This is a genomic window from Nocardia jejuensis NBRC 103114 (assembly GCF_001613145.1).
Classification (GTDB): domain Bacteria; phylum Actinomycetota; class Actinomycetes; order Mycobacteriales; family Mycobacteriaceae; genus Nocardia; species Nocardia jejuensis.
The window spans coordinates 1-15,214 of the sequence record NZ_BDBU01000026.1 but is presented as its reverse complement, the minus strand read 5'-3'; the positions used below and the strand labels follow the sequence as shown (position 1 = coordinate 15,214).

Below are 15,214 nucleotides of genomic sequence, written 5' to 3'. Positions count from 1 at the left end.
TTAGGCTGAGCCGGTGAGTATCGAGATCGCCAACGAATCGGGTATCGAGGTATCCGAAGAAGAACTGGTCAGCGTCGCGCGCTTCGCGATCGGTCAGATGGATGTGCATCCGGCCGCGGAGCTGTCGATGGTGTTGGTCGATCTCGACACCATGGCGGACCTGCACGTGCGCTGGATGGACCTACCGGGTCCGACCGACGTCATGTCGTTCCCCATGGACGAGTTGGAGCCGGGCGGGCGGCCCGATGCCGCCGAGCCCGGCCCCTCCATGCTCGGCGACATCGTGCTGTGCCCCGAATTCGCGGCGCAGCAGGCCGAGAAGGCCGGTCACTCCATGGACCACGAGCTGGCCCTGCTGACCGTGCACGGCGTTCTGCACCTCCTCGGCTACGACCATGCCGAGCCGGAGGAGGAGAAGGAGATGTTCGCCCTGCAGGCGTCGCTGCTGGAGGGCTGGTACGAGAGCCTGCGCGAGGCGCAGCACCGTGCCGAGTTGGCCGAACGGGATCGGCGACTGCTGGGCAAGACGGGTTTCACCGCACCCGGTGATCCCCTGGATCCGGCGTGAATTCGATAGTTCTCCTGGTTCTTGCGATCGTTCTGGTGCCCGCGGGCGGTATGTTCGCGGCGCTGGATTCGGCTTTGAACACCATTTCCCCGGCCCGCGTGGACGATATGGTGCGCGCGGATCGCACCGGTGCGGCGCGCCTGGCGCGCATCATCGCCGATCGGCCCCGCTACGTGAATCTCATGGTGCTGCTGCGCCTTACGTGCGAGATCACCGCGACGGTCCTGCTCGCCGCGGTGCTGATGGACTGGCTCAGCGAGTTCCAGGCCCTGGTCATCACGGCAGCGGTCATGGTGCTGGTGGACTATCTGGTGATCGGTGTCGGCCCGCGTACGCTCGGCCGCCAGCACGCCTATTCGCTGGCGCTGGGCGCCTCGCTGCCCCTGCAGGCGATCGGTTCGCTGCTGGGCCCGATCAGCCGGCTGCTGATCCTGGTCGGTAACGCGATCACACCCGGTAAGGGATTTCGCAACGGCCCCTTCGCTTCCGAGATCGAACTGCGCGAGGTCGTCGACCTGGCCGGTGAGCGCGGCGTGGTGGACGACGAGGAACGCCGGATGATCCAGTCGGTCTTCGAGCTCGGTGAGACCGCCGCCCGCGCGGTGATGGTGCCGCGCACCGAGATGGTGTGGATCGAGGCCGAGAAGACCGCGGCGCAGGCGATGTCGCTCGCGGTGCGGTCGGGGCATTCCCGAATTCCGGTGGTGGGCGAGAACGTCGATGACATCGTCGGCGTCGTCTACCTGAAAGACCTTGTGCCGTACGCGGACCGGAGCAGGAAGGTGCATGTGCGCGACGCCATGCGCCCGGCCATGTTCATGCCCGACTCCAAACCGCTGGACGCGCTGCTGGACGAGATGCAGCGGCGCCGCAATCACATGGCCATCCTGGTCGACGAGTACGGCGGCATCGCCGGGCTGGTGACCATCGAGGATGTGCTGGAGGAGATCGTCGGTGAGATCGCCGACGAGTACGACACCGACGAGACCGCGCCCGTCGAGGACATCGGGCACGGCAAATACCGTGTCTCGGCGCGACTTCCGGTCCAGGACCTGCTCGATCTGTTCGGCATGGAGGTCGAGGAAGAGGACGTCGACACCGTCGGCGGCTTGCTCGCCCATGCGCTCGGCCGCGTGCCGCTGCCGGGTTCCAAGGCGGTCGTGCACGGCCTGCAGTTGAAGGGTGAGGGCGGCTCGGACGCTCGCGGCCGGGTGCGGGTGCACACGGTGGTGGTGCGCAGGGCGTCCGACAAGACCAAAACCGAACCGGCGGAACTCGAGTCGGCCGACGGTGCACACGAGGATGGAGAATCCGATGACTGAACTGGACGCCGAGGACGGCAAGCTGCTGGTCCTGGCCCGGGGGGCGATGGGCCGCACGGGCGGCAACGGCGGTGCGGCGGTGCGCGATACGGACGGGCGTACCTACGCCGCCGGTGAGGTGGGGCTCGCCGCGCTGGAGCTGACCGCGTTGCAGGCGGCGGTCGCGGCCGCGATCTCCAGTGGGGCAGAGGGTTTCGAGGCCGCCGTGGTGGTCGCGGGCCGGTTCTCCGACCCCGGCGTGTCGGCGGTGCGGGAGGTATCGCATTCGGCGCGAATCGTTTTCGCCGACGCGAAGGGTGCGGTGTTCGAGGTGCTGGATCCGCGGCTGGAGGTGGAGGCCGGGGCGGCCTCGCACATCGAGGGCGATCCGGCGCGGCGGTCCGGGATTCCCGAAGGGTTCGATCTGGAGACCGAGTCGGAGGTATTCGAGTGAGCAAGAACAAGGACGAATTCCGTTCGGGCTTCGTATGTTTCGTGGGCCGCCCGAACACCGGCAAGTCCACTCTCACCAATGCCCTGGTGGGGCAGAAGATCGCGATCACGTCCTCGCGTCCGCAAACCACGCGGCACACCATTCGCGGCATCGTGCATCGAGATCACGCGCAGCTGATCCTGGTGGACACCCCCGGCCTGCACCGGCCCCGCACGCTGCTGGGCCAGCGGCTCAACGATCTGGTGCGCGATACCTATTCCGAGGTCGACGTCATCGCGATCTGCATTCCGGCGGACGAGAAGATCGGTCCCGGCGATCGGTGGATCGTGCAGCAGATTCGGCAGATGGCGCCCAAGACCACGCTGCTGGGCGTGGTCACCAAGATCGACAAGGTGAGCCGGGACGCCATCGCGCATCAGCTGATGGCGGTGTCGGAGCTGCTGGGCCCGGACGCGGACATCGTGCCGGTGTCGGCGGTCAAGGGCGAGCAGGTCGAGGTCCTGATCGACGTCATCGCCTCGAAGATGCCCGAGGGTCCGGCGCTCTACCCCGACGGTGAGCTGACCGACGAGCCCGAGGAAACCCTCATGGCCGAGCTCATTCGCGAGGCCGCGCTGGAGGGTGTGCGTGATGAGCTCCCGCATTCGCTCGCGGTGGTCATCGAGGAGGTGCTCGAGCGGGACGAGGACGAGGAGCTCGAGGAAGGGCTCAACAATCCGAAGGCCGCGCGCGACATGCTCGACGTGCACGCGCTGCTGTATGTCGAGCGGCCGAGTCAGAAGGCCATCATCATCGGTAAGGGCGGCGCGCGCCTGAAGGAAGTCGGCACCAATGCGCGCAAGCAGATCGAGAGCATCCTGGGTGTACGGATCTATCTGCACCTGCACGTGAAGGTTGCCAAGGATTGGCAGCGCGATCCGAAGCAGCTCGGCAAGCTCGGGTTCTGATAGTCGGCCAAGAAAAGTACAAACCGGACACTTCTTCTCGTTCCAGCACGTTGAGATCGGTGAGACGGCCATGGCGGCCGCTACGAAGGAGTTGGACATGAGCCTGATCGGAACATTGCTCGGGTATGCCCTGACGGTATTGATCGTGGTGCTGCTCGCCCGCATGGTGCTGGACTGGATCGCGACACTGAGCACCGATCCGGCGCCCTGGGTGGGACGCGGCCGCGCGCTCACCTACAAGTGGACCGAGCCGATCCTGGCGCCGGTCCGCAAGGTGCTGCCGCCGATCCGCGCGGGCGGGCTCTCGATCGACCTCGCGTTCACGATCGTGTTCATCCTCGCCCTGGTCCTGCGCGGCATCGCCTTCAGCCTGTAGCGAGCACTTCAGGCGGGCTGATTCCACCATTCGGCCGGCCGGTGTTCGTACCACTTCAGTTCGGATTCGAGTTGGGCGGCGACCGAGACCAGGAGGGGTTCGGTGCTCTCCGGGCCCATGAGCTGAGCGCCGACCGGGAGGCCGGTGGCGGTGAAGCCTGCGGGGACGTTGACCGCGGGCCAGCCCAGCACATTCCAGGGCCAGGTGTACGGGCAACTGGCGGTGATCAATTCGTCCGTCGCCCAGGAGCCGATGCCGTCGATCTCGTGCACGCCGGGCGGGGGAGTGGCGGTGGTGGGGGCGAGCACCAGGTCGAACTCGTCGAAGATCTGGCCGGTTCGCTTGCGCAGCAACGGTTCCGCCTTGCGCGCGGCGAACAGGGCGGGCGCGAGGATGCGGCCGACGAGGGCGTTGTGATCGGTACGCGGATCCACGGTGGGGTCGGGCAGTCGCTTCAGCGCCTCGTTGATGCCGACCATCGAGCGGGGCAGGAAGGACGCGCCCATCAGCACGCCGTAGTGCACGTCGGCGATGGTCACCTCGTGACCGAGGCGGCGCAGCGTCCCGGCCACGGCGTGCACGCGCGCCTCCACCTCGCGATCGAGCGCGGTCTTGGTGGCGGTGAACGGGATTCGCAGTGACAGCGCGATCCGCAACCGGCCGGGATCCCGGCCGACCGCGTCCGAGACGCGCAGCGCGGGCGGGGTGTGCAGATCACCGGCATGCGGTCCGGACGCCGCGTCCAGCAGCAGCGCCGCATCTGCGACGGTGCGCGCGAGCGGGCCGTTCACGGTGAGACCGTAGAAGGCCTCCGGCAGTGGCCAGGTGGAGATCCGGCCGCGCTGGGGTTTGATGCCCACCAGGTTGTTCCAGGCCGAGGGGATGCGCACCGACCCGGCGCCGTCCGAACCCAGTGCGGCGGGGACCAATCCGGCCGCGACCGCGGCGGCGGACCCGCCCGAGGAACCACCCGGCGTGCGGTCCGCGTTCCACGGATTTCTGGTGTGCCCGAACGCGTCTCCGCTGGTGAACGGCAGCTGCCCGAGCTCGCAGGTATTGGTCTTGCCGACGATCACCGCACCGGCCGCGCGCAGTCGCCGCACCGATTCGGCATCCTCGGTCTTCGCGGGAAAGTCGCCACCGCAGCCGAAAGCCGTCGGCGCGCCGACGATATCGGTGTCGTCCTTGATGGCAAGCGGTACGCCGAGCAGGGGTGTGCGCTCACCGGCGGCGAGTTTGCGGTCGGCCTCGGCCGCCTCGGCCAGGGCTTGCGCGCGCCGCACGATCCGAAACGCGTTGAGTCCGGCCTGACTGGCCTCGATCCGATCGAGCACCGCCCCCGTGGCCTCCGTCGAGGTCACCGTGCCCGCGGCCAGTGCCGCCGCCAGCTCCGCCAGCCCGAGTTCGTTTACCGACGCCATCGTCATTGTGGTTCCCGTCTCTCCGCCATCCGGAGAAAAAGTATCGCGATTCTGGTCACACGTCCAGCAAGCATGGTGCGGCCGACCCGGTATCCCGGCCACTGCTGTGGCACGGCACAGACGGCCAGGTCGGTTGCCCGAGCACCGCGAGCGCCCGGAAACCGCGCCCGTGAGACGCCGGACGGTCATACGTGAGGGCACGGCACGCGGTTCGGTTCGGATGCCCGGCACGGCATCTCCGATCCCGGGGGGTGATCGCGCGGGATTCCGCTCCCGATCAGGGTGGTAGCTCGAGCTCTGGGCCGGTGAGGCTCGGGAGCGGTCGCCGGGCGTCGCACAGCAGACGCCACACATAAGCAACTCAGGCGCCGCACAGCAGCACAGCAGGCACGGCACAGCAGGCGCGGCGTCGGGTGCCGACCTGTTCCGCACACGCCCGGCGACTCGTCGCCGCGGGGTCGGTCGCGCATGCGAGACTGTTGCGGTGCGGTTGTATCGGGATCATGCGGTGGTGCTGCGCCAGCACAAGCTGGGTGAGGCCGACCGCATCGTCACCCTGCTGACTCGTCAGCACGGATTGGTGCGCGCGGTCGCCAGGGGAGTGCGGCGTACCCGCTCCAAGTTCGGTGCGCGGCTCGAGCCGTTCGCGTACATCGACGTGCAGCTGCATCCCGGCCGCAACCTCGACACCGTCACCCAGGTGCACACCGTCGAGACCTTCGCCGCCGATATCGTCGCCGACTACGGCCGCTACACCACCGCCTGCGCCGTGCTGGAAACCGCCGAGCGCCTGGCCGGTGAGGAGCGCGCCCCCGCGCCCCGCCTGCACACCCTCACCGCCGGAGCCCTGCGCGCCATCGCCCTCGGGCAGCGCCCGCACGAACTCATCCTCGACGCATTCCTGCTGCGCGCCATGGGCTTCGCGGGGTGGGCCCCGGCCCTGGACGACTGCGCCCGCTGCGCCACCCCCGGCCCGCACCGCGCCTTCCACGTGGCCGCCGGCGGCGCGGTCTGCGTCCACTGCCGTCCGCCGGGCGCGGCCACCCCGGTCCTGGGCGTCCTGGAACACATGAGCGCCCTGCACCGCGGCGACTGGTCCGGCATGCACGCCGTCCCCGATTCCATGCGCCGCCAGGGCAGCGGCCTCATCGCCGCCCACCTGCAGTGGCACCTCGAGCGCCAACTCCGCACCCTCCCGCTCATCGAACGCTCCCGCCCCCACGAGTCGATCCCGCACACCGCCACCGTCGGCTGAGCCGAACGCTCGCCGTAGGAGCGCACGCCCGGCGCTGCCGGTCGGCTCGATCGCCCGGCTTCGGTGCTTCGGCCCGAGCCGACCTTCGCTCGTCCATCGGGCGTACGCCGAGCATCCGTTGCCGCCGTACGGTTCGACTGCCCGGCTTGCGCGACGTACCGGAACTCCAGCCCACTCCGAGCCGGCTCGGGTGGGCTGGATGGTCGTGGTGTGGCCGCGTCGAGCGGCGGCAGGCTCGGATGGATCGCACCCGCGAGGGGGTGTCCCCACGGACGGCGCTCTAAGTCCGGCTGCACTCCGACCGCCGACTCGACTGTCAGGGATCGGCGGTCGGCCGGAAAGTGCCCGAGTTCGCTGGTCGGAATGTGTTGGCGCTGCTCGTTTTCCGGGGCTCGAGCATTCACAGGAAGTACGTCTATAGTCCCCCGGGTGTCCGATTCGTCTGTTCGCCGCCGTACCTCGGGTGGCCGGTTTCCTGTGTCGCTGGCCGTTGCCTCCGTGGTCGTGATCGCCGGTGCGGGACCGGCGGGCGCGAGTCCGTTCGTGCCCAATTCGCTGTACGGCGGGCCGTCGTACGAGGTCAATGTGGAGCGTTCGGAGGAGAGCGCGGGGTATCTCTTCTACACGAGCGGCGTGAGCGCGGCGGCGCTGGTGCCCGAACTCGGGGATGTGCTCGAGGCGCTGCCGGGCGGGCGGCCCGCGAACATCGTGGCGGACCGTTCCGGCCACGAATTGCGCAGGTACACACCGCCGGCGGGGCAGGGCGTGGCCAACTTCCGCAGTCAGACCTATCGCGGGAACAAGGTGCTGACCTGGTGGCAGGGCAGCACGGAGGCCGGGCACGGGACCGGCGTCGGGTACATCGCCGACGAGGACTTCCACGTGATCGCCACCGTCGATCCGGGTGCGGCGGGCGCGGATGTGCACGAATTCCGGCTCACCCCGGACGGGCACGCCCTGCTGACCTCCTACCCGCAGGTCCCGGCCGACCTCAGCGCGATCGGCGGACCCGAGAACGGCAAGGTCTTCGACTCCGTCGCCATCGTGATGGATGTGGAGTCGGGCCGCGAGCTGTTCCGTTGGAGCGCACTGGATCACATCCTGCTGACCGACACCGAAGCGCCGGGCCTACTACCCGGCGGCAAGGTCTACGACCCGTTCCACATGAACTCGGTGAGCCTGGATCCCGCGGGCAATCTGGTGCTGTCGCTGCGCAATACCTCGGCCGTCTACAACGTCGACCCGCGCACCGGCGCGATCAACTGGCAGCTCGGCGGCAAGCATCCGACGCTGACCGCCGGCCCGGGCGTGCGGTTCGCCTTCCAGCACGATGCCGAATTCACCGACGACACCACGCTGCGCCTGTTCAACAACAACTCCAGTGGCACCGAGACCCGCGGTCGTTCCAGCGTGCAGTGGATCAGCATCGACCCGGTCGCCGGGCAGGCCACCCTGGTGCGCAATCAGGAGCATCCGGACGGCCTGGTCGCCGCCGCCATGGGCAGCGCGCAATCCCTGCCGAACGGCAACACCCTGGTCGGCTGGGGCATCGTTCCGCGCATCTCGGAATTCACGCCGACGGGCGAGCTGGTCTACGACGCGACCCTGCCGTTCGGCACCTACCGCGCGTACCTGGACGCCTGGCCACTCGGCTCCTGACCGGGCGGATGTGCCGGATTCGTGGAGAGGATGCGCGAATCCCGTGGGCGCGTTCGACGCCTCGCGGGCGTCGGGCAGGATGGTGTGCGTGATCGGTAACCGCAAGCCCTCCGCAGCCCAGCGCACGGTGCGTCCCCCGTCGCCGCACCCGTCCGGGGCGACCCCGCCCGCCATCCCCGCCGAGTTCGTGCCCCGGCACGTCGCGCTGGTGATGGACGGCAACGGCCGGTGGGCGCAGGAGCAGGGTTTGCCGCGCACCGCCGGGCACGAGCGCGGCGAGGCGGTGCTCATGGACACCGTCGAGGGCTGCATCGAGATGGGCGTGAAGTGGCTCTCGGCGTACGCGTTCTCCACCGAGAACTGGCGGCGCAGCCCCGACGAGGTGCGCTTCCTGATGGGCTTCAATCGCGATGTGATCCGCCGCCGCCGCGACGAGATGCACGAAATGGGTGTGCGGGTGCGCTGGGCCGGTCGGCGACCGCGCCTGTGGCGCAGCGTGATCAAGGAGCTCGAGGTCGCGCAGGAGCTCACCCAGGACAACGACGTGATGACGCTGACCATGTGCGTCAACTACGGCGGTCGTGCCGAAATCGCCGATGCCGCAAGAGAAATCGCCCGCAGAGTGGCGACCGGCGAGATCGATCCGGAGAAGGTCACCGAGGACACCCTCGCTCAGTTCATGGACGAGCCCGATATGCCGGACGTGGATCTGTTCCTGCGTCCGTCCGGTGAGTTCCGCTCCTCCAACTTCCTGATCTGGCAGTCCGCGTACGCCGAGTACGTCTTCCAGGAAACGCTCTTTCCCGATTTCGACCGGCGCAACCTGTGGGCCGCCTGCCTCGAATACGCCCAGCGCGACCGCCGATTCGGAGGCGTCAAATGACCGAGGTTCCCGCGTCCGCTCAGGAACTGCAGGCGCGCGCGGGTGCGTGCCTGCTCAACTACGACGTGAACGTCCGCGTCGAGGACACCGGTCTGGGTTTCGAATTCGACGGAGCGCTGTGCTCGCTGCGCGGGGTCAATCTCGCTCCCGGTCTGGACGTGCTCACCCTCACCGCGGTCCTGGCCTGGGATCGCCCGCTGAAACCGCAGCTGCACAAGCGCGTCGCCGAACGCAATGCCGCCCTGCAGTTCGGTTCCATCACGGTGATCAACCAGACCAAACTGGCCGACATCCTGCTGCGCTACACCTTCCCGGCCGCCGGGCTCGACGACGAGGCGCTCACCACCATGCTGCTGCTGGTGCTCTCGGGTGTCGGGCGTTCCCGCGAGGGCCTGCTGCTGCCCTAGCGCCGAGGGGTTCGCTGCCGAAATCGCAAGGGGCCGACCGTGAGCGGCGGTGTTCACGCGTTGTGTCCACCTGGCCGCACGACTACGGCTGCACCGGCTACCGGATCGGGCGGTCGCTGTTCGGCTCGGCGACGAGCGGTCCGGCCCGCACCGGGCCGGGTAGTGGTCGGCCCTCGCGGGCAGGGAGTTCCTGCCCGGCGTGCCCGCCGAATCGCGCCCGACCTCGAATCACGTTCGAACAGGCGCGATTTCGGGTAGCGCCGCGTGCCGGTACTCCGGGAGCAGTAGTTCCACCCCGCGGGCGAAGGTGTCCGGATCGGTGTCGCCGAGGATGAGGTGCTGCAGGATGAAGCCCGGTAGCAGACCCAGTAGCGCCTTGGCGACCGCGTCGGTGTCGGCATCGGCCGGGAGCCAGCCGATCTCGCGCATGCGTTCGGCGTAGTCGAGCCAGAGTCGGCGGATGCCACCGATATTGGTGCGGACGTAATCGGCGATATTGGCGTCGGTCAGCGCCAGCGCCCACGCCTGGGGGATGAGTGGCACCGGCCCGCCGGGTTTGCTGAGCCGCACGATGGTCTCGGCGATGACGCGGACCAGTTCCGGGGGAGTGGGGAGCGGGTCGCTGTAGACGGCCTCGCTCAGGGCCGCGCGCAGATCGACGGCGGCCTCGGTGGTGAGGGCCGCGATGATGTCGTCCTTGCTCTTGAAATAGCGGTACACCGCACCGGCGGACAGGCCGGATTCGGCGAACACGTCCTGCATGGTGGTGGTGTGAAGGCCCTTTCGGGCGAAGCACGTTTGCGCGGCGTCGAGGATCTGCTGCCTGCGGCGTTCCAGGTGTTCTTCGCTTACTCGGGGCATGTCTCCAAAAGTAAAACGAATATCCGTTCTTGACAAGGTGACAGCTCGATGTCAGGGTTGTCCCATCAAAAAGAACGAACCTTCGCTTTTCTTGGGGACACCTATGACTACCGCTCAGCGCGCAGTGGCACTCGGACTCGCCGCCGCGCTCATCCAAGCCGTCATGCTGATCGCGTTCGCCTGGCCCGCCGCCCGGATCGCACCGCGCGATCTACCGGTGGCCGTGGCCGGACCGCAGGCGGCGGCCGTCGCGCAGCAGCTCGCGGCCCGGGACTCGGACGCCTTCGACATCCGCACCGTCGCGGACGAATCCGCCGCCCGCGCGGCCATCGACGATCGAGAGGTGTACGGCGCCATCGTGACCGGTGGGCAGACTCGGGTCCTGGTCGCCTCGGCCGCGAGCCCGATGGTGGCGCAACAGCTTTCGGCCGTCGCGCAGCAGCTCTCGGGGGCATCGGCCGCACCCGTTCAGGACGTGGTGGCCGCCGATCCCGACGATCCGCGCGGGGCCGGATTCGGCGCGATGGTGCTGCCGCTGGTCATGTCGGGCATCGCCGCCGGTGTGCTGCTGACGCTGCTCATCACCTCGGTCGCGGCTCGCGGTCTGGGGCTGATCACCTTCGCGGTTGCCGGTGGCCTGCTCAGCATGGTGATCGTGCAGGGTTGGCTGTCGCTGCTGCCGGGCTCGTACCCGGCCCTCGCGGCCATCGCGGGACTGGTGTCCTTCGCCGTGGCCGGAACCGTGGTCGGTGTCGCCGCCGTCGTCGGCCGCGCGGGCATCGGAATCGCGGCGCTGACCATGCTGCTCATCGGAAACCCGTTCTCCGCGGCCACTTCCGCACCCGAACTGCTCCCGCGGCCCTGGGGAACGATCGGTCAGTTCCTGCCGCCGGGCGCCGCCGCCACGCTGCTGCGCGCGCAAGCGTTCTTCGGTGGCGCGGGAGCGGGTACGCCGCTGGCGGTCCTGCTGGTGTGGGCGGTCGCCGCCGCCGGGCTCCTGGGCCTGGGCGTACTGCGCGCCCGCCGAGCCGATCCGGTCCCGGCGGGCACTGGGGAATTGGTCACGGCCTGATTCGCGTCGGGGTCCGAGTCGGCTTCCCGCCCGTGATGCTCAGGCTTTGGCGCACGCGCGGCAGGTGCCGAAGATCTCCATGGTGTGGCTGATCTCGGTGAACCCGTGCTCGGCGGCGATGGAGTCGGCCCACGCCTCGACGGTCGGTCCCTCGACCTCGACCGTGCGCCCGCAATGCCGGCACACCAGGTGGTGGTGGTGCCCGGTCGAGCACTGCCGGTACACCGACTCGCCGGAATCGGTGCGCAGCATGTCGACCAATCCGGCCTCGGCCAGCGACTGCAGGGTCCGGTAGACCGTGGTCAGCCCGATGCCCTCACCGCGCTTGCGCAGCTCGTCGTGCAACTCCTGCGCGGAGCGGAATTCGTCGATGTCGGCGAGCAGTGCCGCGATGGCGCTGCGCTGGCGGGTGCTGCGCACACCCACGGTCTTCTCGGTGGTTCCCACCTCACCCCTCCTCGGCGTGTGCGACGGCATCGATGACGATATGCGCCAGGTGCTCGTCCACCAGTTCGTAGATCACTTCGCGTCCGGTGCGCTCACCGCGCACCACGCCCGCGGACTTGAGGATCCGCAGGTGCTGGCTGATCAGCGGCTGGGTGACCCCGAGGGTGTCGACCAGTTCGTGCACGCAGCGCGGCGATTCGCGCAGCTGCAGCACGATGGCGATGCGCACCGGCGCCGCGAGCGCGCGCAGCAGTTCCCCAGCGGAATCGAGGATGGTGCGGGGCGGCACCGCGGGCGGTTGAGGCGACCGGTACGGGTACGGGTCGTGTGGAATCGCGGTCGGGGCCTCCGTCGCGACGTGTGATCGCCGCAGCGGTGCACCACTGTCCGTGGTCATCGAACCAACTCCTTATTGGAAACCGATGCCATTTTTGTATGCATGGGTGCGCATGTCAAATAGGCGCGCGGCACAGCCGGTCAGGGCGTCGGCGGGCGTTCCGGGTGTGGGGGCATCGGGTGTAAACGCGATTGACCCCGACCGATAGGCTGGAGGTCAATCCTTTGCAATCTTCCGGACCGGATGGAGAAATCTTCAGTGGCACCCAAGTCGAAGGTGGACACCGTCGCCAACCTCGCAAAACGCCGGGGTCTGGTGTACCCGAGCGGCGAGATCTACGGCGGCACCAAGTCGGCGTGGGATTACGGCCCGCTCGGAGTCGAGCTCAAGGAGAACATCAAGCGGCAGTGGTGGCGGTCCATGGTCACCAGCCGTGACGATGTGGTCGGCCTGGATTCCTCGATCATCCTGCCGCGTCAGGTGTGGGTGGCCTCCGGTCACGTCTCGGTCTTCAACGATCCGCTGGTCGAATGCCTGAACTGCCACAAGCGGCACCGGCAGGACCACCTGCAGGAGGCGTACGCGGAGAAGCACAAGATCGAGGACCCGGACAGCGTGTCCATGGAACTCGTCGGCTGCCCCGATTGCGGCACCGTCGGCAAGTGGACCGAGCCGCGCGACTTCAACATGATGCTCAAGACCTACCTGGGCCCGGTCGAATCCGAAGACGGCATGCACTACCTACGGCCCGAGACCGCGCAGGGCATCTTCGTCAATTACAAGAACGTCGAGACCACCGCGCGCAAGAAGCCGCCGTTCGGCATCGCCCAGATCGGCAAGAGCTTCCGCAACGAGATCACGCCGGGCAACTTCATCTTCCGCACGCGTGAGTTCGAGCAGATGGAGATGGAGTTCTTCGTCAAGCCGGGCGAGGACGAGCAGTGGCACCAGTACTGGATCGACACCCGGCTGGCCTGGTACACGGATCTGGGCATCGACCCGGAGAACCTGCGCCTGTTCGAGCACCCGAAGGAGAAGCTCTCGCACTACTCCACCCGCACGGTGGACATCGAGTACCGCTTCCGCTTCCAGGGCAGCGAGTGGGGCGAGCTCGAGGGCTTGGCCAACCGCACCGACTTCGACCTCAAGACCCACTCGGAGCATTCGGGCCAGGATCTGAGCTTCTTCGATCAGACCACCGGTGAGCGCTTCACGCCGTACGTGATCGAGCCGGCCGCCGGTCTGACCCGCTCGCTGATGGCCTTCCTGGTGGACGCCTACAGCGAGGACGAGGCGCCCAACGCCAAGGGCGTGCTGGAGAAGCGCACGGTGCTGAAGCTGGATCGCCGCCTGGCGCCGGTCAAGGCCGCGGTGCTGCCGCTCTCGCGCAATGCGGATCTGTCGCCGAAGGCGAAGGATCTGGCCGCGCAGCTGCGTCGCAACTGGAACGTCGAGTTCGACGATTCGGGTGCGATCGGCCGTCGGTACCGCCGTCAGGACGAGATCGGCACCCCGTTCTGCATCACGGTCGACTTCGACACGCTCGAGGACCACGCGGTCACCGTGCGTGAGCGCGACTCCATGGCGCAGGAGCGCATCGCTCTCGATCAAGTGGAGGGCTACCTGGCCGCGCGCCTCATCGGCGCCTGATCTCGGTAGTCGATACATTCGAGACCGGCTGCTGCCCAGTAGCGGAAAGCGCTGGGCAGCAGCCGGTCTCGTTTCTACTCGTACTCCGTGCCGCCCGCGCGCAGCAGGTAGCCCGGGGAGACGAGCTTGCCGATGGCTCGTCCGCCGAGCACCTCGGAGTACCGCTCGGCAGCGGGGCGCACCACCAGCCCCTCGCGGATGTTCGCGCCGGTGCCGGTCACCGTCTCGGCGCCGTCCGCGAGCCGCAGCAGGGTGTCGATGTCGTACGGCCCGTCGTAGAGCACCGGTACGCGCGGCACGTCCGCCGCGAGATCCGCTAGCGCGGAATCGATCTCGGCCGGACTCAGCCAGCGCCTCGGGTTCGCCTGCGAACCGACGGCGATGTCGAACAGCGCGTACCCGATCGAGTCGTCCTGGCTCGCGTTCGCACCGTAGTGCAGATCCTGCACACCCGCGCCGTACACCTCACCGAACAGCGCGACGCGATCGACCTCGAGGCTCGCGGCCAGCTTCCGGGCCACGTCCGGAAGCTGGAATCGGCGCACCGCCCGCCAGTACAGATTGGTGTCGCTGACGGTCAGCGCGAGGTTCTGCGCGCCGATTCCCTTGGAGGACACCAATGCCCGGTCACTCGGGCGATCGTAGGTGAACAGGCAGGCGCTGCCGTGGATCTTCTCGGTCGCCACCACGGGCTCACCCGCGGTGAAGATGTCCGGGTAGCGCGCGATGTTCTCCACGTCGATCCAGCGAATCAGATCCGGCGCGGGCTCGACCTGCCCGGACATCGAAACCGGCACGGGTGGAACCCATTTGACGATGCCGAGCAGTTCGGCGAAATCGGTGCCCGCCGCCGCGGCGGCGGGCAGATCGACGCCATCGACCTGTGCGGGCAGGCAGACGATGCCCTGCGACACCTCACCGCGCAACCGGACGATCTTCACCCGATTGCGCGCGCCGCCCGCGAGTTTGCCCGTGAGCCCGAGTTCCTCGATCAGCGGATCCGGCAGTAGCGCCTGCTCCGGAATGTAGAGGGCATGGTCACCGGTCGAGAACTGTCCCTTGGCCACCACCGCGCGATAGAGTCCGACTTGCGCCAGCTCCAGCCGGTCCGCGTTCGGGTGCGGATGCACGGTCAGCTGTTCCACGGTCACCTTCAGTGTCGACATGACAATCTCCCCTTTCGACCGTGCGAGCGTAGGTTCGGTGCGGGAGCCCGTCCATCGGATTTCGGCGGCGGCGTACGCAGGGGCCCGGCGTCTCGTGCGTCGGGGCGAATCCCGCTGGGCCACACCCGGGCTAGGGAACAATGGGCCCTGACAACCCGGGTATCGAGGAAAGGTTGTGCCGTGTCGGAAAACGGTAGGGGTCGGCTGCTGAGCGCGGCGGCGGTAGGGCTGGGTGCGCTCGGCGTCGGAGAGCTGCTCGCCGCGGCGCGCGGCGGGTCCGTGCTCGACGGCATCGGGCGACTGGCGGCCGACACCGCACCGCTGCAGGTGGTCGAGACCACCGTGGCCCTGGCGGGCAGACACGACAAAGAGCTGACCCGGCTCGGCGCGGCGGCGGCCGCGGTCGCCTC

Annotated in this window: 17 protein-coding genes; 12 read left to right on the top strand and 5 right to left on the bottom strand. The window is 68.4% G+C overall.

Features of this window, described 5'->3' with window-relative positions; translation table 11 throughout:
* Positions 1-13 precede the first annotated feature (13 nt).
* The 5 genes from ybeY (at position 14) to NJ1_RS21370 (ending at position 3,646) form a co-directional block, all read left to right on the top strand.
* Positions 14-568 carry an rRNA maturation RNase YbeY gene (ybeY, locus tag NJ1_RS21390; RefSeq protein WP_067697223.1) on the top strand — a complete coding sequence of 185 codons (555 nt, stop codon included), beginning with the start codon at positions 14-16 and terminating at the stop codon, positions 566-568.
* Complete coding sequence (locus NJ1_RS21385; RefSeq protein ID WP_084478595.1) at positions 565-1,890, top strand: hemolysin family protein; 1,326 nt, start codon at positions 565-567, stop codon at positions 1,888-1,890. Before ybeY ends, NJ1_RS21385 begins: the two co-directional genes overlap by 4 nt.
* Positions 1,883-2,323 carry a cytidine deaminase-like protein gene (locus tag NJ1_RS40860; protein WP_067697280.1) on the top strand — a complete coding sequence of 147 codons (441 nt, stop codon included), beginning with the start codon at positions 1,883-1,885 and terminating at the stop codon, positions 2,321-2,323. Before NJ1_RS21385 ends, NJ1_RS40860 begins: the two co-directional genes overlap by 8 nt.
* Positions 2,320-3,270, top strand: a complete 951-nt coding sequence (gene era / locus NJ1_RS21375) for a GTPase Era (RefSeq protein ID WP_067697221.1) — start codon at positions 2,320-2,322, stop codon at positions 3,268-3,270. The genes NJ1_RS40860 and era overlap by 4 nt, the downstream gene beginning before the upstream one ends.
* Positions 3,271-3,367: 97 nt before the next feature.
* Complete coding sequence (locus NJ1_RS21370; protein WP_067697276.1) at positions 3,368-3,646, top strand: YggT family protein; 279 nt, start codon at positions 3,368-3,370, stop codon at positions 3,644-3,646.
* 8 nt (positions 3,647-3,654) lie between these two features.
* Here NJ1_RS21370 and NJ1_RS21365 read toward each other — a convergent pair whose 3' ends face one another.
* Positions 3,655-5,067, bottom strand: coding sequence for an amidase (locus tag NJ1_RS21365; protein WP_245717510.1), 1,413 nt, complete (start codon positions 5,065-5,067; stop codon positions 3,655-3,657).
* 484 nt (positions 5,068-5,551) lie between these two features.
* On the opposite strand from NJ1_RS21365, the gene recO reads away from it, so the two are divergent.
* The 4 genes from recO to NJ1_RS21345 all read left to right on the top strand — a co-directional run bounded on the left by recO (position 5,552) and on the right by NJ1_RS21345 (position 9,271).
* Positions 5,552-6,322: a DNA repair protein RecO gene (gene recO / locus NJ1_RS21360; RefSeq protein ID WP_067697217.1), complete on the top strand. Its 771-nt coding sequence runs from the start codon at positions 5,552-5,554 to the stop codon at positions 6,320-6,322.
* 429 nt (positions 6,323-6,751) lie between these two features.
* Complete coding sequence (locus NJ1_RS21355; RefSeq protein WP_067697215.1) at positions 6,752-7,981, top strand: arylsulfotransferase family protein; 1,230 nt, start codon at positions 6,752-6,754, stop codon at positions 7,979-7,981.
* 79 nt (positions 7,982-8,060) lie between these two features.
* Positions 8,061-8,864, top strand: a complete 804-nt coding sequence (locus NJ1_RS21350; RefSeq protein WP_067697213.1) for an isoprenyl transferase — start codon at positions 8,061-8,063, stop codon at positions 8,862-8,864.
* The gene (locus tag NJ1_RS21345; protein ID WP_067697211.1) at positions 8,861-9,271 is read left to right on the top strand and encodes a hypothetical protein; all 411 of its coding nucleotides are present in this window, start codon (positions 8,861-8,863) and stop codon (positions 9,269-9,271) included. The genes NJ1_RS21350 and NJ1_RS21345 overlap by 4 nt, the downstream gene beginning before the upstream one ends.
* Before the next feature lie 228 nt (positions 9,272-9,499).
* On the opposite strand, the gene NJ1_RS21340 is transcribed toward NJ1_RS21345, so the two are convergent.
* Positions 9,500-10,132 (bottom strand): TetR/AcrR family transcriptional regulator, encoded by a 633-nt coding sequence (locus NJ1_RS21340; protein WP_067697210.1) that lies wholly within the window; start codon positions 10,130-10,132, stop codon positions 9,500-9,502.
* Between the two features lie 103 nt (positions 10,133-10,235).
* Here NJ1_RS21340 and NJ1_RS21335 point away from each other — a divergent pair, with 103 nt between their 5' ends.
* Positions 10,236-11,204, top strand: coding sequence for a preprotein translocase subunit SecD family protein (locus NJ1_RS21335; protein ID WP_067697208.1), 969 nt, complete (start codon positions 10,236-10,238; stop codon positions 11,202-11,204).
* 39 nt (positions 11,205-11,243) lie between these two features.
* Here the strand turns inward: NJ1_RS21335 and NJ1_RS21330 are convergent, their stop codons facing one another.
* Both NJ1_RS21330 and NJ1_RS21325 read right to left on the bottom strand, forming a co-directional pair.
* Complete coding sequence (locus NJ1_RS21330; protein ID WP_067697205.1) at positions 11,244-11,681, bottom strand: Fur family transcriptional regulator; 438 nt, start codon at positions 11,679-11,681, stop codon at positions 11,244-11,246.
* Positions 11,653-12,048 carry an ArsR/SmtB family transcription factor gene (locus NJ1_RS21325; protein ID WP_084478593.1) on the bottom strand — a complete coding sequence of 132 codons (396 nt, stop codon included), beginning with the start codon at positions 12,046-12,048 and terminating at the stop codon, positions 11,653-11,655. Before NJ1_RS21325 ends, NJ1_RS21330 begins: the two co-directional genes overlap by 29 nt.
* Positions 12,049-12,246: 198 nt before the next feature.
* On the opposite strand from NJ1_RS21325, the gene NJ1_RS21320 reads away from it, so the two are divergent.
* Positions 12,247-13,638: a glycine--tRNA ligase gene (locus NJ1_RS21320; RefSeq protein ID WP_067697203.1), complete on the top strand. Its 1,392-nt coding sequence runs from the start codon at positions 12,247-12,249 to the stop codon at positions 13,636-13,638.
* Between the two features lie 74 nt (positions 13,639-13,712).
* Here NJ1_RS21320 and NJ1_RS21315 read toward each other — a convergent pair whose 3' ends face one another.
* The gene (locus NJ1_RS21315; protein WP_067697201.1) at positions 13,713-14,804 is read right to left on the bottom strand and encodes an RNA ligase (ATP); all 1,092 of its coding nucleotides are present in this window, start codon (positions 14,802-14,804) and stop codon (positions 13,713-13,715) included.
* Between the two features lie 180 nt (positions 14,805-14,984).
* On the opposite strand from NJ1_RS21315, the gene NJ1_RS21310 reads away from it, so the two are divergent.
* The coding region (locus NJ1_RS21310; protein WP_157574136.1) for a hypothetical protein at positions 14,985-15,214 on the top strand (230 nt) is incomplete at its 3' end.